17 protein-coding genes are annotated in these 15000 nt (G+C 53.8%); 8 read left to right on the forward strand and 9 right to left on the reverse strand.

The genetic code is table 11. The annotated features are described in order from the left end of the window. Nucleotides 1-2: 2 nt before the first annotated feature. Entirely contained in the window at nt 3-749 is a 747-nt protein-coding gene (locus SPH27_RS05675; RefSeq protein ID WP_032657936.1) for a MipA/OmpV family protein, read from the reverse strand. A gap of 431 nt (nt 750-1180) precedes the next feature. Between SPH27_RS05675 and yeaG the strand changes: the two genes are divergently transcribed. From yeaG to SPH27_RS05690, 3 genes are all read left to right on the forward strand, one after another. Further along, nucleotides 1181-3115 (forward strand): protein kinase YeaG, encoded by a 1935-nt coding sequence (gene yeaG, locus SPH27_RS05680; RefSeq protein WP_008500713.1) that lies wholly within the window; start codon nt 1181-1183, stop codon nt 3113-3115. A gap of 75 nt (nt 3116-3190) precedes the next feature. Beyond that, nucleotides 3191-4474, forward strand: coding sequence for a YeaH/YhbH family protein (locus SPH27_RS05685; RefSeq protein WP_032651499.1), 1284 nt, complete (start codon nt 3191-3193; stop codon nt 4472-4474). 99 nt (nt 4475-4573) lie between these two features. Further along, nucleotides 4574-5074, forward strand: a complete 501-nt coding sequence (locus SPH27_RS05690) for a YbaK/prolyl-tRNA synthetase associated domain-containing protein (RefSeq protein ID WP_023335328.1) — start codon at nt 4574-4576, stop codon at nt 5072-5074. A 21-nt stretch (nt 5075-5095) separates the two neighbouring features. On the opposite strand, the gene yoaI is transcribed toward SPH27_RS05690, so the two are convergent. Next, nucleotides 5096-5200, reverse strand: coding sequence for a small membrane protein YoaI (gene yoaI, locus SPH27_RS05695; RefSeq protein WP_087822389.1), 105 nt, complete (start codon nt 5198-5200; stop codon nt 5096-5098). A 146-nt stretch (nt 5201-5346) separates the two neighbouring features. Here yoaI and SPH27_RS05700 point away from each other — a divergent pair, with 146 nt between their 5' ends. Beyond that, nucleotides 5347-5793, forward strand: coding sequence for a DUF441 domain-containing protein (locus tag SPH27_RS05700; protein ID WP_024908579.1), 447 nt, complete (start codon nt 5347-5349; stop codon nt 5791-5793). Here SPH27_RS05700 and SPH27_RS05705 read toward each other — a convergent pair. Continuing rightward, entirely contained in the window at nt 5777-6568 is a 792-nt protein-coding gene (locus tag SPH27_RS05705; protein ID WP_047061599.1) for an AraC family transcriptional regulator, read from the reverse strand. The genes SPH27_RS05700 and SPH27_RS05705 overlap by 17 nt on opposite strands. Nucleotides 6569-6667: 99 nt before the next feature. Here SPH27_RS05705 and SPH27_RS05710 point away from each other — a divergent pair, with 99 nt between their 5' ends. Next, the gene (locus tag SPH27_RS05710) at nt 6668-7855 is read left to right on the forward strand and encodes a CynX/NimT family MFS transporter (protein WP_048975693.1); all 1188 of its coding nucleotides are present in this window, start codon (nt 6668-6670) and stop codon (nt 7853-7855) included. A 32-nt stretch (nt 7856-7887) separates the two neighbouring features. Here SPH27_RS05710 and SPH27_RS05715 read toward each other — a convergent pair whose 3' ends face one another. Further along, entirely contained in the window at nt 7888-8595 is a 708-nt protein-coding gene (locus SPH27_RS05715; RefSeq protein WP_048975694.1) for a CTP synthase, read from the reverse strand. 101 nt (nt 8596-8696) lie between these two features. Between SPH27_RS05715 and SPH27_RS05720 the strand changes: the two genes are divergently transcribed. After that, nucleotides 8697-9041: a DUF488 domain-containing protein gene (locus tag SPH27_RS05720; RefSeq protein WP_096151194.1), complete on the forward strand. Its 345-nt coding sequence runs from the start codon at nt 8697-8699 to the stop codon at nt 9039-9041. Here the strand turns inward: SPH27_RS05720 and SPH27_RS05725 are convergent, their stop codons facing one another. Together SPH27_RS05725 and SPH27_RS05730 are read right to left on the reverse strand one after the other, a co-directional pair. Continuing rightward, nucleotides 9042-9347 (reverse strand): hypothetical protein, encoded by a 306-nt coding sequence (locus SPH27_RS05725; protein ID WP_023311247.1) that lies wholly within the window; start codon nt 9345-9347, stop codon nt 9042-9044. It abuts the gene before it with no gap. Between the two features lie 80 nt (nt 9348-9427). Beyond that, complete coding sequence (locus SPH27_RS05730) at nt 9428-9682, reverse strand: DUF333 domain-containing protein (RefSeq protein ID WP_069302658.1); 255 nt, start codon at nt 9680-9682, stop codon at nt 9428-9430. A gap of 310 nt (nt 9683-9992) precedes the next feature. On the opposite strand from SPH27_RS05730, the gene SPH27_RS05735 reads away from it, so the two are divergent. Both SPH27_RS05735 and SPH27_RS05740 read left to right on the forward strand, forming a co-directional pair. Then, complete coding sequence (locus tag SPH27_RS05735; RefSeq protein WP_182071283.1) at nt 9993-11021, forward strand: sensor domain-containing diguanylate cyclase; 1029 nt, start codon at nt 9993-9995, stop codon at nt 11019-11021. A 45-nt stretch (nt 11022-11066) separates the two neighbouring features. Next, complete coding sequence (locus SPH27_RS05740; protein WP_029739841.1) at nt 11067-11165, forward strand: YoaK family small membrane protein; 99 nt, start codon at nt 11067-11069, stop codon at nt 11163-11165. 130 nt (nt 11166-11295) lie between these two features. On the opposite strand, the gene SPH27_RS05745 is transcribed toward SPH27_RS05740, so the two are convergent. The 3 genes from SPH27_RS05745 to SPH27_RS05755 all read right to left on the reverse strand — a co-directional run bounded on the left by SPH27_RS05745 (nt 11296) and on the right by SPH27_RS05755 (nt 14948). After that, nucleotides 11296-11544, reverse strand: coding sequence for a GlsB/YeaQ/YmgE family stress response membrane protein (locus SPH27_RS05745; RefSeq protein ID WP_006174788.1), 249 nt, complete (start codon nt 11542-11544; stop codon nt 11296-11298). A gap of 285 nt (nt 11545-11829) precedes the next feature. After that, nucleotides 11830-13314: a diguanylate cyclase gene (locus SPH27_RS05750; RefSeq protein ID WP_404995702.1), complete on the reverse strand. Its 1485-nt coding sequence runs from the start codon at nt 13312-13314 to the stop codon at nt 11830-11832. A gap of 113 nt (nt 13315-13427) precedes the next feature. Next, nucleotides 13428-14948 (reverse strand): cyclic diguanylate phosphodiesterase, encoded by a 1521-nt coding sequence (locus SPH27_RS05755; RefSeq protein WP_182071141.1) that lies wholly within the window; start codon nt 14946-14948, stop codon nt 13428-13430. Nucleotides 14949-15000 lie beyond the last annotated feature (52 nt).

Consider the following 15000-nt stretch of genomic DNA (forward strand, 5'->3'; position numbering starts at 1 on the left):
AATCAGAACTTGTAGCTCACGCCCACAGAGAAGATGCCTGCCCAGGACTTATCGACCATCGGGCTATCCTTCACTTCGTCGCTCAGACGCTCATAGCGGCCGGTACCGTACACGCTCCAGTCACCGAGGAAGTTGTAGCTCGCGGTCAGCTCCAGGTAAGGATCCCAGCCGTCATCTGCACTGTAGCTTTTCAGACCACTGCGGCGGGACTCATTTTTAGAGACGCCGTAATAGTAGTCGTTGTAGTTCTCGCTGTTGTACTGCACACCGATACCCGGCGTCAGGGTGAGCCCGCCGTTGGTGTAGCGGTACAACCACGCCAGATCCCAGATAAAGCCGTTGCTGTTATCCAGCGTGTCACCCGCCAGTGCCGTACGCAGGAAGCCATACTCGGTGTTATGTACATAAGAAAGCCCGGCCATCATGGTGCTTTTACGCTTGTCGAGCTGGCGAAGCGCATGGCTGTCGCTGTCACCCGGCTTGAAGTGCGTTGGATCGTAGTAGGCCATGATGGAAAGCTTATCGGCCTTATCGTTCCAGAGATAGTAGCCGCCGCCGAGCCCGCGGAACCAGACGTTGTCGCCTTCATAGGTGATAACGGGAACAGGATAAACATCACGGTCATACTGTTTATACGGGCTGTTAATGACGCCAACACCCGCGCCAACCGTCCACTGACTTTCCGCCTGCGCGGTGTTCACTGCGGTCGCGGCAAGGATGCCTAATGCCAGAAGTTTGAGTTTGGTCACAATCCATTCTTTCCTGTAGTCAAATAATCAGCGGATGAAGTGTAACCGCCATTCCCGTACATCCCAAAATTTTTTGCCTGCTAATCAGTCTGATTAACCCGTTATTTTTAACTTTTCAGATGACAACACGCTTTCATTTATATGACCACTGAATGAAAAACGTGCATTTGTCTTATAACGACAGTGGAAATTTTTGGATGAGTTATTGATATGTCATTGAAAGTAGATTTTCTGGGCATGCAAGTTTTGCAAATGCCATCTACGCTTTAATTAAAGAAGAGTTTTCCTGAACACCCTGCGGTTCTTAGCGTCTGACCTGGCACACAGGTTGCTGCTCTGGCAGTGAGGTGCGAGAGATTCTCTTCCGGGAGCCTCCACTACTCATACGAACGGCTCTTATCCTGTGCTAAAAAACGAAAGGACGGCATGCCATGAATATATTCGATCACTATCGCCAGCGCTATGAAGCTGCCAAGGACGAAGAGTTCACACTGCAGGAGTTTCTTACCATCTGTCGGCAAGATCGCAGTGCCTATGCCAATGCGGCAGAACGGCTATTGATGGCTATTGGTGAGCCAAACATGGTTGACACTGCCCTGGAGCCTCGGCTTTCCCGTCTCTTTTCGAACCGGGTGGTCGCCCGATACCCGGCGTTTGAAGAGTTCTATGGTATGGAAGATGCCATCGAACAGATTGTCTCCTATCTGAAGCATGCCGCTCAGGGTCTGGAAGAGAAGAAACAGATCCTCTATTTACTCGGCCCGGTGGGGGGCGGTAAATCCTCGCTGGCTGAACGCCTGAAGTCGCTGATGCAGCGCGTTCCTATCTATGTGCTGAGCGCCAACGGTGAACGCAGCCCGGTGAACGACCATCCGCTGTGCCTGTTCAATCCGCAGGAAGACGCGCAGATTCTGGATAAAGAGTATGGCATCCCGCGTCGCTACCTCGGCACCATCATGTCGCCGTGGGCGGCAAAACGCCTGCACGAGTTTGGTGGCGACATCACCAAATTCCGCGTGGTGAAGGTCTGGCCGTCTATCCTTGAGCAGATCGCCATCGCCAAAACAGAACCGGGTGATGAGAACAACCAGGATATCTCGGCGCTGGTGGGTAAAGTCGATATCCGTAAGCTGGAAAACTTCGCGCAAAACGATCCGGATGCCTACGGTTACTCAGGCGCGCTGTGCCGTGCGAACCAGGGGATTATGGAATTCGTCGAGATGTTTAAAGCACCGATTAAAGTGCTGCATCCTCTGCTGACGGCTACCCAGGAAGGCAACTACAACGGGACGGAAGGTATCTCCGCCCTGCCGTTTAACGGGATTATTCTCGCCCACTCGAACGAATCTGAATGGGTGACCTTCCGTAATAACAAAAACAATGAGGCCTTCCTTGACCGCGTGTACATCGTCAAGGTGCCTTATTGCCTGCGGATCTCCGAAGAGATCAAAATTTACGAGAAACTGCTTAACCACAGCGAGCTGGTGCACGCTCCTTGCGCACCGGGAACGCTGGAAACACTGTCGCGCTTCTCCATCCTTTCGCGTCTGAAAGAGCCGGAAAACTCCAGCATCTATTCGAAAATGCGCGTCTATGACGGTGAAAGCCTGAAAGATACCGACCCGAAAGCGAAGTCGTATCAGGAATACCGCGACTATGCCGGGGTTGATGAGGGGATGAACGGTCTGTCCACGCGCTTCGCGTTTAAGATCCTCTCCCGCGTCTTTAACTTCGACCATGCGGAAGTGGCGGCCAACCCGGTTCATCTGTTCTACGTGCTGGAGCAGCAAATCGAACGCGAGCAGTTCCCGCAGGAGCAGGCTGAACGCTACCTTGAGTTCCTCAAAGGTTACCTGATCCCGAAATACGCCGAGTTCATTGGCAAAGAGATCCAGACGGCCTACCTGGAATCCTATTCAGAATACGGGCAGAACATTTTCGACCGTTATGTCACCTATGCTGACTTCTGGATCCAGGATCAGGAGTACCGGGACCCGGATACCGGCCAGCTGTTTGACCGTGAATCCCTGAACGCGGAGCTGGAAAAAATCGAGAAGCCTGCCGGGATCAGCAACCCGAAAGACTTCCGTAACGAGATTGTGAACTTCGTCCTGCGCGCCAGAGCGCATAACAACGGGCGCAATCCGAACTGGACCAGCTACGAGAAACTGCGCACGGTCATTGAGAAGAAAATGTTCTCCAATACCGAAGAGCTGCTGCCGGTGATCTCGTTTAACGCCAAAACCTCAACCGATGAGCAGAAAAAACACGACGACTTTGTCGACCGTATGATGGAAAAAGGCTACACCCGCAAGCAGGTCCGTCTGCTCTGCGAATGGTATCTGCGCGTGCGTAAATCGTCTTAAAAACAAGTGCCCGGTGGCGGTTAGCGCTGACCGGGCCTACAAAATGCAAGTTGGCAAATGCAGTACGGGGGGTATATGACCTGGTTTATTGACCGGCGTCTTAACGGCAAAAACAAGAGCACGGTGAACCGCCAGCGCTTCTTGCGTCGTTATAAAGCGCAAATTAAACAGTCTATCTCCGAGGCCATCAACAAACGCTCGGTGACCGACGTCGACAGCGGCGAGTCTGTCTCCATCCCCACCGATGACATCAGCGAACCGATGTTTCATCAGGGGCGAGGCGGCCTGCGCCATCGCGTACATCCAGGTAATGACCACTTCGTTCAGAACGACAGAATTGAGCGTCCTCAGGGCGGCGGCGGTGGTTCAGGAAGCGGTCAGGGACAGGCCAGCCAGGACGGTGAAGGTCAGGACGAATTTGTCTTCCAGATTTCGAAAGACGAATATCTCGACCTGCTGTTTGAAGACCTGGCGCTGCCGAATCTGAAAAAGAATCAGCATCGTCAGCTTAATGAATACAAAACCCATCGCGCGGGCTATACCGCCAACGGCGTGCCCGCCAATATCAGCGTCGTGCGTTCGTTGCAGAATTCGCTGGCGCGACGAACGGCCATGACGGCGGGCAAACGGCGCGAACTGCGCGAGCTGGAGAGCAGCCTGAAGGTCGTGGAAAACACGGAACCGGCGCAACTGCTGGAAGAGGAGCGTCTGCGTAAAGAGATTGCGGAACTCAGAGCGAAGATCGAACGGGTACCGTTTATAGACACCTTCGACCTGCGCTACAAGAATTACGAAAAACGCCCTGAGCCCTCCAGCCAGGCGGTAATGTTCTGTCTGATGGACGTTTCCGGCTCGATGGACCAGGCCACGAAGGATATGGCGAAGCGTTTTTATATTCTGCTCTACCTGTTCCTGAGCAGAACCTATAAGAACGTGGAGGTGGTCTATATTCGTCACCATACTCAGGCGAAAGAAGTAGATGAACATGAGTTTTTCTACTCGCAGGAGACCGGCGGGACCATCGTGTCAAGCGCTCTGAAGCTGATGGATGAAGTGGTCAAAGAGCGTTACGACCCGGCGCAGTGGAACATTTATGCCGCGCAGGCGTCCGATGGCGACAACTGGGCCGACGACTCACCGCTGTGTCACGAGATTCTGGCGAAGAAAATTCTGCCGGTGGTGCGTTACTACAGCTATATCGAAATTACCCGTCGCGCGCACCAGACCCTGTGGCGGGAGTATGAACATCTGCAAGCAATGTTCGATAATTTTGCCATGCAGCATATCCGTGACCAGGATGATATTTATCCGGTGTTCAGGGAGCTGTTCCACAAGCAATCTGCTACCAGCAACGCATAATCCAACAGCCAGCTAACGCGCTGGCTGTTTTCTTTCGACCCCGTTCATCCCGTGCTAATGTAGAAAGCTGCATACTGGATTATCACCGGGAAAATCGTTATGACTGACGACGTTATTGGAACAGGAACCCACCAGCAGCTCATTACCTTACTTACCGAGCAAGGCGCGCGTTTTCGCGTCATGGAGCACGAGGCGGTTGGGAAATGCGAAGCGGTAAGTGAAATTCGCGGAACCGATCTGCGGCAAGGCGCGAAAGCTCTGGTCTGCAAGGTGAAGGGAAACGGCGTAAAAAAACACGTTCTGGCGATCCTCGCCGCCGATCTGCAGGCCGACCTGAGCCAGCTTGCCAGCCATTTTGGCGGGCTGAAGGCCTCCCTCGCCAGCCCGGCCGAGGTCGATACCCTGACCGCCTGCGTTTTCGGCGCTATCCCGCCCTTTAGCTTCCATCCTGATTTGGCGCTGGTTGCCGACCCGCTGCTGTTCGAGCGCTTTGACGAAATCGCCTTTAACGCCGGTTTACTGGAGAAATCCGTGATTATGGATACCCAGGATTACCTGCGCATCGCCCGTCCTGAGCTGGTGACCTTCCACAAAGCGTAACCGCGATGGCTGACGCCCCTGTCAGCCTTTTCTTTCCAGAAACAGCACGGAGGCGACGAGAATAATGGCAATAGCGAAAAACGATGAGGAGATAATCAGCGTTTCAACAAACATGTGATCGTTCATGATGGCGACCCCTTTTGCGATATCTGCCTTCGTTTTTAATCCGCGTAAATGACAAGGTTATGACAGCAATATAATCTTTTTAAAACTGTCCTCCGCCGCGTTTGCGCGTACAGTAAGCAAGTTGATTATTTTGGCAAGGATTCCCTATGTTTGACCCTACTCTGCTCATTCTTCTGGCACTCGCCGCGCTCGGCTTTGTCAGCCATAACACCACCGTCGCCATCTCAATTCTGGTGCTGATTATTGTTCGCGTGACCCCGTTAAATACCTTCTTCCCGTGGATAGAAAAACAGGGCCTCACCATCGGGATCATCATTTTAACCATCGGGGTAATGGCGCCCATCGCCAGCGGCACGCTTCCCGCCTCAACCCTGCTGCACTCGTTTGTAAACTGGAAATCGCTGGTGGCGATCGCGGTGGGGATTTTTGTTTCGTGGCTGGGCGGGCGCGGCGTTACGCTGATGAGCAGCCAGCCCTCGCTGGTGGCGGGTCTACTGGTGGGCACCGTGCTGGGCGTGGCGCTCTTTCGCGGCGTTCCTGTGGGGCCGCTGATTGCGGCTGGCCTTGTCTCTCTGTTTATCGGGAAGTCGTAGTCAGGCTGGCCATATAACGCGCCGGCGTCTGGCCCAGTCCCTTTCTGAACATGGTGATAAACGCGGTGGTAGAGTCGTAGCCGAGTGTCTGTGCCACCTGCTGTACCGATTTCCCACCGATCAAATGCTGTAACGCCACGATCAGCTGCAGCTGATGACGCCAGCGGCGAAAGCTTAAACCGGTCTCTTTCACTACCAGCCGCGCCAGGTTGCGTTCGCTCATGGCAAAGTGGCTCGCCCACTGCGTCAGCGTCTGCCAGGCGGCGGGCTCTTCCGCCATTTTCTCGCTCATCAGCCGAATTTTAGGATGGGGCGAGACGGGCAGCTGCAGATGCTCCTGACGCTGGAGCGGCAGCTCGTCAAACAGAACGTCTACCAGGCGCGACGTGGCCGCAAGAGAGAGTTGTTCACGCGATTTTTCCGCCAGGGATAAAATCAGCTCCCGCACCAGAGGGGAGATTTTCAGGGTGCAGCAGCGGTCGGGCAAGCTTGCCGCCCCCGGTTCAATGAACAAAAAGCAGAGCTGCGCGCCCGGGGTGGCCCTGTTGCTGTGCGGCATCTGGCCGGGGATCCAGACGGCGTACTGGGGCGGAACCATCAGCATGGCATTTTCCACTTCGCAGGTGATCGCGCCGCCGAGGGCCAGAATCAGCTGCCCCTTACGGTGATGATGCCGGGGAATATACTGTTCCTCCGCCACCACGCGGATGCGAAATGCGACGGCCGCGTCGTGCTGGCTATCGGGATCATAGCCGTCCAGTCCCAGACCAATCATCAGTTTGTCCGATTTTAGCGATAAACTGTCATTTTAGCCTGATTTAAACCGCCGCGAAAATCGGTATTGTGTGCGCTCGCTTGAACGTATGAGAACATAATGACTACTGCTATTCGCACCTCAGGAAAACACGGCGCGCTGTTGATTGCAGGCATCCTGATGATTGCCACTACGCTTCGCGTCACCTTTACCGGCGCAGCTCCGCTGCTCGACACTATTCGTCTTGATTATGGCTTAAGCACGGCGCAAACCGGTCTGCTGACTACCCTGCCCCTGCTGGCTTTCGCCCTTGTCTCGCCGCTCGCCGCAGGCGTTGCCCGACGTATCGGCATGGAGCGCAGCCTGTTTGTCGCCCTGCTGCTGATTTGCGCCGGAATTGCACTTCGCTCGCTGCCTTCCGCCGCGCTGCTTTTCATCGGAACCGCGGTCATCGGCTGCGGAATTGCGCTCGGGAACGTGCTGTTACCCGGATTAATTAAGCGTGACTTCCCGGGCCAGGTAGCCCGACTCACCGGGGCCTATTCCCTGACGATGGGCGTCTCGGCGGCGTTTGGCTCAGCGATGATTGTTCCCCTGGCGCAGGGTAGCGCAGGCTGGCATGGCGCGCTGCTGATGCTAATGGCGTTTCCGCTGGTCGCGCTGCTGCTCTGGCTGCCGCAGTGGCGCCAGAAACACGTTGCGACGGTAACGGGCGCTGGCGCGCTGCATAACCGCGCCATCTGGCGCTCGGCCCTCGCCTGGCAGGTAACGCTCTTTTTGGGGATTAACTCGCTGATTTACTACGTCATCATCGGCTGGCTGCCGGCGATATTGCTCAGCCACGGCTACAGCGAAGCGCAGGCCGGCTCGGTGCACGGACTGTTGCAGCTGGCCACGGCCGTGCCGGGGCTTGCCGTTCCGCTGATCCTCCACCGTCTGAAAGACCAGCGGGGGATCGCCGGCGCGGTGGCGCTGATGTGCGCGGTAAGCGCGGCGGGGCTATGGTTTATGCCTGACATGGCGGTGATGTGGACGCTGGTGTTTGGCTTTGGCTCTGGAGCAACGATGATCCTCGGCCTGACGTTCATCGGTCTGCGCGCCAGCTCCGCGCACCAGGCTGCGGCGCTGTCCGGCATGGCGCAGTCGATTGGCTATCTGCTCGCCGCCTGCGGCCCTCCGCTGATGGGGAAAATTCACGATAGCGCGGGAGACTGGCAAATCCCGCTTCTGGGCTGCGCTCTGGCCGCCGTGATAATGGCGCTCTGCGGCGTGCTTGCCGGGCGAGACCGCGAGATCGCGCCCCGTTAAAGACTCTGGCAGACCATCGGGTCTGCCTTTTCCTACCCGCGAGCCGCGCGCAGCATCGCCTGCACCAGCACGACCGGGCGGCCTTCCAGCGCGGCACGCTCATGCTGGAATAAGGTGATCACGAAGAACGGGTGCGTAACCAGTTCTGCGGCGCGAATTTCCCCCTGTTCGTCCCAGCCCGTAACATGCATATCACCGCTTTCCAGCGCCTGGGAAAACGCCGGCGACACGCCATAGTTACAGTGATAACCCTCTTCTATTTCCGGCTTGCCGTACGCTTTCGCGATCAGCGTATTTTTGCGCAGCTCAATGGCATCGGTTTTTTCCACCAGCGAGCAGGTCAGCGGCGCAATCACCATGGTGCCTTCGGTATCCGTCTCGGCATGTGCCGCATCGGCCCAGCCCAACACATTGCGGGCATACTCAATCAGCGCGTGCTGGAATCCGCCGCAGGTGCCCAGGAACGGTACGCCGTTTTCACGGGCGTAGCGCGCGGCGATAAAGGCCGCCTCGGTGTTTTTATAGGGGCTGGCAGGCACCAGCCAGATGGCATCGTAGCCCACCAGATCTTCAGGGCTCGTCAGCTCCGTGGTGGCAAGCCAGTCGTAATCGGCGGTGAGGTCAAGGACTGCGGCGGCGTCGTCAATCGCCAGCGGGATCGCCTGATGCGCAATAACACTGGGATTGTAATCGCCAACCAGCGCAATGCGCAGCGTCGTTTTAACCGGGAGGTGTTCCATGAAAGGTTCCTTATGCCAGAGTATTATCAGATAACATAAGGAACCTCAGACTACCGATCTTCTGCAATTATCACAATACCTTAAATTGGGAGGGTGGAATTATGATTCAATGCAAACGCGTATACGAGCAGGCTGGCCCGGACGACGGCTATCGGGTGCTGGTGGACAAGCTGTGGCCGCGCGGGATTAAAAAAACGGACCTCGCCTATGATGAATGGTGTAAAGCACTCACGCCCTCGAATGAATTACGTAAGGCCTTTCATAGCGAAACCATTGATTTCGCCGCCTTCATTAAGGCCTATAGGGAAGAGCTGGCGCAGCATGCTGACGAGGGAATGCGTCTGGCGACGCTGGCGAACAGGCAGACCGTCACCCTGCTCTACGCTGCAAAAGACACAAAGCAGAATCACGCCCTGGTATTAGCCGACTGGCTGCGCCATCTCTGATCAGCCGATCGCCAGCTCGTCAAGCATTTGCGGCGCTTCATCGGGGGTGAGCGGCATCAGATGTTCGGCGCGGACAAAGGCAAAGCCGTGCTGATTGTCAAAGGCGTAAACATCACCTGTCACCAGCCAAAGCGCGCGATCGGCGGTAGCGGGTAATTGCGTCATCACGCCGTTGACCGGGTTAACGAAACGCAGGCCGGGCTGACACAGGCCAAACAGCTCAACAGATTTACCAATATTGCGACGGCCTGACGCCGTGCGGGCACCGATGATCATCGCCATGCTGCCCGGTTTAAGCTGAAACATACTTCTCTCACGGTAACGGTAGCCAGGGACTGGCTAAGAATAATCCTAAAGAGAAGTGTATCGCAGGCAATATACGTCTGTCACCTGGTGGGTTGCGGACGATCGCGACGGTAGAGCGTCCATTCATCAATCACTTCGCCCCCCGGTAGTTTGCACTCCGTGCGTACGCCCTGCGGGCTTTGAACCGGGATCTGTTCCCCGCCTTTCTCCAGGCAGTACACGGAGGCCGGGTTCGCCATACCGATAGCGTGCGGTGGTTTCGGGGCATCGGGTGGGGTTGTTTTTGCGGTGCAGGCCACCAGGGGAAGCGCCAGCGCCAGAAGCAGAAATCTCATCTCATTGATCCTCGTGACATCATGACAGTCTAAGGGTAACGGGTCATCGCCGCTTTCTCCATGATTTCTCCATTTTAACTGCACTTTTCAACACTATAGTGTTGCATGTTCTCGATATGACCAGAGAACATCATTCCGTAATCAAGATGTCTTTGCCCCGGTCTCAACAACGGGGCCTTTTTTTCTCTGCTGCTGCCCTCTCCCTGCATATATTAAATTTTTTATATTCATGTTTTACTATGCCTGAAGTCTAAAAACTCAGCATAACATGCAGATGCAGACGTCTTCTGCCTGGGAGTCATTCTACGTCATGTCGGATATTATCCTTGCCCGTGTTTCAGAAACCCTCGCCACTGAACAATCCCTTGAAGGTCTCGTTCGCCAGCTGCTGGAGATGCTGGAGATTGTGACTGACATGGAGTCGACTTACCTCACCAAGGTAGATATCGAAGCCCGACTGCAGCATATCCTCTACGCCCGCAACAGCAAGCAGATGACAATTCCTGAGGGGCTGAGCCTCCCGTGGGATGAAACACTGTGCAAGCGCGCGCTGGATAGCGATATCGTATTCAGCAACGACGTTCCCGAACGCTGGCCGGAGTGCGAGGCGGCGAAAGCGCTCGGCATTACGACCTACATGAGTATTCCTGTCCATCTTGCGGATGGTTCACTCTACGGAACGCTTTGTGCCACCAGCACGGCCAGAAAGCCGCTTAGCGAGCGCGGTGAACAGGTCCTGAAGTTATTCGCCGGGCTGATTGCCCAGTCCATTCAGAAAGAGTCGCTGGTAACCCAGCTTCGCGAAGCCAATGCGGCCCTCATCGCGCACTCTTACACGGATGCCCTTACCGGTTTACCCAACCGTCGCGCCATTTTTGAAGATCTGACCACGCTGTTTTCCCTGGCGCGGCATCTTAAACGTAACACCGTCATCGCGTTCATCGATCTGGATGATTTCAAGCTGATTAACGATCGCTACGGCCACGAGGCTGGCGACCAGTTCCTGATTGAAGTGGGCAAGCGTATGACGGAAGAAAAACAGCAGGACGATATCATTGGCCGGCTGGGCGGCGATGAGTTTCTGGTGGCGTCGTTGAGCACATCCCACAGCGAAGGAGATAACGCGCAGGTCACGCTGCTCAAAACGCGCCTCAGCGCCTGTATTGCCGGTGAATACTGGCTGGGTAGCGTCAACCTCATTTACCCCGGAGCCAGCGTCGGCGTTATCGAAGTGGACCCTCGGGTAACCGATCCGGACGGCGCATTACGCGATGCGGATGTCGCGATGTATCAGGATAAGAAAGGAAAAAGCAAAACACGCTTTCTCACTATGGATTAACCCCGTACACTCTACGGCGTTACAAAAACCGAAACAGGTGATGATATGAGAATAGGGATCCTCTTCCCGGTCGTTATTTTTATAACGGCGGTGATTTTTTTAGCATGGTTTTTTGTCGGTGGTTACGCGGCGCCTGGGGCATAAATGAGAAAAACGACCCTCGTTATGCTGATCGTTGCCATCGCGGCGTTTGCCGGCACGCAGCTTGGCTGGTGGTAAACGCCACTACGTAAAAAGGCCGCCATCTGGCAGCCTTTTTTCACGCTTGTAAGCCTTAGCTTTTGATTTTTCTGTAGATAAACAGAACAACCAGCGCACCGATGACCGCGACGGCAAAGCTGCCGAAGTTAAAGCCATCGACTTTGCCAAAACCGAACAGCGTACTGATCCAGCCGCCGACTACCGCGCCGATAATACCCAGTATTACGGTGACGATAAACCCACCGCCATCTTTGCCCGGCATGATCCACTTCGCCAGAATACCCGCAATAAGCCCAAAGATAATCCAGGATAAAATTCCCATAACTTTCCTCTCTGTATGGTTTTTGTCATTAAATCAACGACACAAAAAAGAATAGCACAGGATTTCAGAAAGGAAATTTGTGATAGGCATCACAATGAGAGAGTGCGCAATTATTCATCAACAAAAAGGTCCAGCCGCATAAACTGTGGGGTTGCATCTTTTGTTGAGAAAGATTATCTTTCTCAACACTGAATAGTTGAGCGTAACACTCAGGTATTTAGTACGACATTGCTCACATTGCTTCCAGTATTTCTTGCCCACTCCTGAGTGGGCTTTTTTTTCTGTTCATACCCCAACAAACGCGTACCGGTTACGTCCCGCGCGTTTTGCCTGGTAGAGCGCCTGGTCAGCGGCAATAATAATATTCTGCTGGCTGCCCGCGATGTCGACCGCACGCGCGGTAGAAATCCCGACGCTTACCGTCACCCGCCCGAAGGGGCTAAAATCATGCGCGATTTGCAGGGAGAACACGTTGCGAATGATCGTCTGCGCCAGTCGAAGCGCCTCCTGAATATCCGTATCAGGCAATATCAGCGCAAACTCCTCTCCGCCGTAGCGCGCCACAATCTGATTATCACGGGTAAGGCTCTCCCTGAGACTGTTTCCCAGCAGCGTCAGACACCGGTCCCCTTCCGGATGGCCGTAGTTATCGTTGTATTTTTTGAAGTAGTCCACGTCCACAATCAGTATCGAAATTGCTGCGTCATGCGCGGCACAAGTCGCGATTTCCGAGAGGATTCTTTCATCAAAAATGCGACGGTTATACAGCCCGGTCAACGCATCCTCGGAAGCGATAATCTTCAGCGCCTTATTATCTCTGGTTTTTCTGGATAAGTCGGAATACAGGAAGTATGACGCGACGATAAGTATCGCAGTGAAAACGAAAATGAGCAGCGCCAGCTGAATAGCCTGCTTGCGCCACGGTGTGAGGGCTTCATCAATGCTGACGGCCACGGTGGTCACCAGCCCGTAGCGTCGGTTTTTCTCATAGGCGTAAATGCGTTCGATTTTATCAAACCGCGAAACGGAACTGGCTATCCCGGTATTCTGTACCTTTAGGTATTTCCTGAAGAGGGGTGAATCAGAAAAAATCGTGCCGACGTAGGTATTTTTAAAGGGGTGACGGACCAGCAGCACGCCGGATTGCGTCGTTAAGCCAATGACGCCCAGGTGACCAATATTAATCTGCCCGTAAAGCGCGAGAAAATTCTCGATACCCAGCGTCACCACCACGACACCGTTAAATGCCCCGGTGTGGGTTTCAAGGCGACGACTAATGGTAATGACCCATTTGCCATTGGTTCTGCTTACCACGGGCTCACCAATAAAAATCTGCTGATTTTTATTTTCCTTGTGATAGATAAAAAATGACCTGTCCGATCCTTTGCGTGGGCCTGTAAAAGTTTCATGCAGCGCGGTAAAGATATCGCCCTGAGCGTCGTAAACAACCACATTATTAATCTGGGTAAGAAGATTATCCTGATTATTTATCATCCGCTGAATATTGGTCGCCTGTTGCGGCGTCATGCCATAAATTTCGATTATGTCGGAAACGGTAGTAATTAACATTTCGCTTTGGCGCATGATCCCCTCGGTGTAGACATCAAGGGTATGGCTCAGGTTAGCAACGCTGGTATTAATTTGCTGAATTGACTGCTGTCTGGACGTGGCAATTTGGACGGCAAGCGACAGCGAGATGATCAATGAGACAATGATGACGGTAATGGTTGTTGTGTAAAAAGTATTTTTCACATGCACGAGCTTTTCCACCTTATCACGCCTGACATCCCTGGCTGACAACTCTTGTCACTGTAACAAAGCTCGGGATAAGAGGAAAATGAATTGCACTTAAGCATACAACAGAAGCTCGTCTTTATTTCGTTTTACAAACTAACGGTCTCCCTGGGTTTAGATAAAATGACTTTAATAAAATCGATATAGGAGACGGGCTTACCAAAATAATATCCCTGTAACAGGGTTATCTCATTACGGTTGAGATACTCCAGTTGCTCTTTTGTTTCTACGCCTTCAGCGACAATGCGCAAAGAGAGTTTTTTCGCCAGGTCAATGACGCAGTCCAGCAGGATCGTTGAGTCCTTTTCCTCTGAAACCCGGTTCACAAAGCTTTTATCAATTTTAATATAATCAATGGCAAGCGCATTAAGGCATGACAGCCCGGAATAACCCGTACCAAAATCATCCAGGGCAATAACAAAGCCGGCGTTATGCAGCATGTTAAGGTTCTCCACGAGGTGAGGATTATCGATCAGCGGTTCACGCTCGGTCACCTCGAGAACCAGTTTGACCTCTTTACCCTGAAACCCGTTCCCGAATACGCGACAGTCACCGATGAATGAAGGCGCATTAATATGTCTGGCGCTGATGTTCACCCCGATATGAAACCCGTCCGGTAGCTTAGGCAAAAGCGGCTTAAGCTGGGTCACCACTTTCGCCATCAATCCTTTGGTCAGCGGGATAATCAACCCGCTACGTTCGGCAATTGGAATAAAGACATCCGGCGGGATAAACCCTGACTTTGGATGCTTCCATCTTGCCAGGACCTCAACGCCGTACAGCCCGCCAGTATCGCCGTTCACGATCGGCTGGTAATAAGGCTCGATCTCCCCCTGCAAAATCGCTTTACGCAAATCGTCTTCAAATGAGGTGCTTTTCCCTTTGTATCGACGGATCAAAATGCCTACCGCCACCGATAGCGCGAGAATAAGCAGTATCAGGCTCCATCCCTGTTGCAAAAGCCGCGTCAGGCTAAAAAAGGCAGGAGGTTGCCAGGTCAGGCTAAAAGGAAATAGCGTTGACGCCGTAAGCGCCCCCGTCCAGGAGGCCGCTTTCCAGCCCCTCACATCGCCGTTGCGAACAAGCATGCTTTCGCCGACAACCAGCCCCAGATCCACGCTGTTCGATGCGCTTGCAATGACGTCCTGCAAATGCGCGTCACTGATGCTGACAATGACGCGCCCTCCCGCGATGGGCATCTGGAAGATAAGCACCGGAATGCCGTTCACCAGTCGATTGCCGGGTAACAGCATCAATTTTTCGGCAGGTAACGTCTCAGGATGAATAATCAACACGCCATTCCCGGGAAGGGAAGTACAGATGATTTTACCCTGCAGCTCGATCATGATGGCTCGCAGATGCGGTTTTAGCGCTGCCTCTGTCCCCAGCGCCAGCTGTCCGCTACTGGTACACCCTTCGGCCGCAACGCGCTTTGCCGCGCTGGCCGCACTGACGGCTTCAGCCAGAATGTTTTCTATTTTTTGGGTGCTGGCCGTGGCGGTATGGCTATTACTCAGCTTCGCCATCTGCCATAGCTGCCAGTTAATAATCAAAATGCCGCTCAGAAAAAGAAACAAAGCGCTAAGAATAGGGATCATCACGTTGCGCACGATGTTTTCCTTAATAGAAAAAACAAGCATGGATGTTCTGGTAGAAGAGCCT

It is taken from the genome of Enterobacter sp. A103 (genome assembly GCF_034427535.1).
Lineage (GTDB): Bacteria > Pseudomonadota > Gammaproteobacteria > Enterobacterales > Enterobacteriaceae > Enterobacter > Enterobacter asburiae_B.

What these genes read in the sequence shown, in the direction of transcription:
- SPH27_RS05700 (WP_024908579.1), top strand. Translation starts at nt 5,347, where the DNA reads ATGTTTGACCCTACTCTGCTCATTCTTCTGGCACTCGCCGCGCTCGGC.
- SPH27_RS05730 (WP_069302658.1), bottom strand. Translation starts at nt 9,682, where the DNA reads ATGAGATTTCTGCTTCTGGCGCTGGCGCTTCCCCTGGTGGCCTGCACC.
- SPH27_RS05705 (WP_047061599.1), bottom strand. Translation starts at nt 6,568, where the DNA reads ATGATTGGTCTGGGACTGGACGGCTATGATCCCGATAGCCAGCACGAC.
- SPH27_RS05735 (WP_182071283.1), top strand. Translation starts at nt 9,993, where the DNA reads ATGTCGGATATTATCCTTGCCCGTGTTTCAGAAACCCTCGCCACTGAA.
- SPH27_RS05745 (WP_006174788.1), bottom strand. Translation starts at nt 11,544, where the DNA reads ATGGGAATTTTATCCTGGATTATCTTTGGGCTTATTGCGGGTATTCTG.
- yeaG (WP_008500713.1), top strand. Translation starts at nt 1,181, where the DNA reads ATGAATATATTCGATCACTATCGCCAGCGCTATGAAGCTGCCAAGGAC.
- SPH27_RS05715 (WP_048975694.1), bottom strand. Translation starts at nt 8,595, where the DNA reads ATGGAACACCTCCCGGTTAAAACGACGCTGCGCATTGCGCTGGTTGGC.
- SPH27_RS05685 (WP_032651499.1), top strand. Translation starts at nt 3,191, where the DNA reads ATGACCTGGTTTATTGACCGGCGTCTTAACGGCAAAAACAAGAGCACG.
- SPH27_RS05740 (WP_029739841.1), top strand. Translation starts at nt 11,067, where the DNA reads ATGAGAATAGGGATCCTCTTCCCGGTCGTTATTTTTATAACGGCGGTG.
- SPH27_RS05710 (WP_048975693.1), top strand. Translation starts at nt 6,668, where the DNA reads ATGACTACTGCTATTCGCACCTCAGGAAAACACGGCGCGCTGTTGATT.
- yoaI (WP_087822389.1), bottom strand. Translation starts at nt 5,200, where the DNA reads ATGAACGATCACATGTTTGTTGAAACGCTGATTATCTCCTCATCGTTT.
- SPH27_RS05690 (WP_023335328.1), top strand. Translation starts at nt 4,574, where the DNA reads ATGACTGACGACGTTATTGGAACAGGAACCCACCAGCAGCTCATTACC.
- SPH27_RS05720 (WP_096151194.1), top strand. Translation starts at nt 8,697, where the DNA reads ATGATTCAATGCAAACGCGTATACGAGCAGGCTGGCCCGGACGACGGC.
- SPH27_RS05725 (WP_023311247.1), bottom strand. Translation starts at nt 9,347, where the DNA reads ATGTTTCAGCTTAAACCGGGCAGCATGGCGATGATCATCGGTGCCCGC.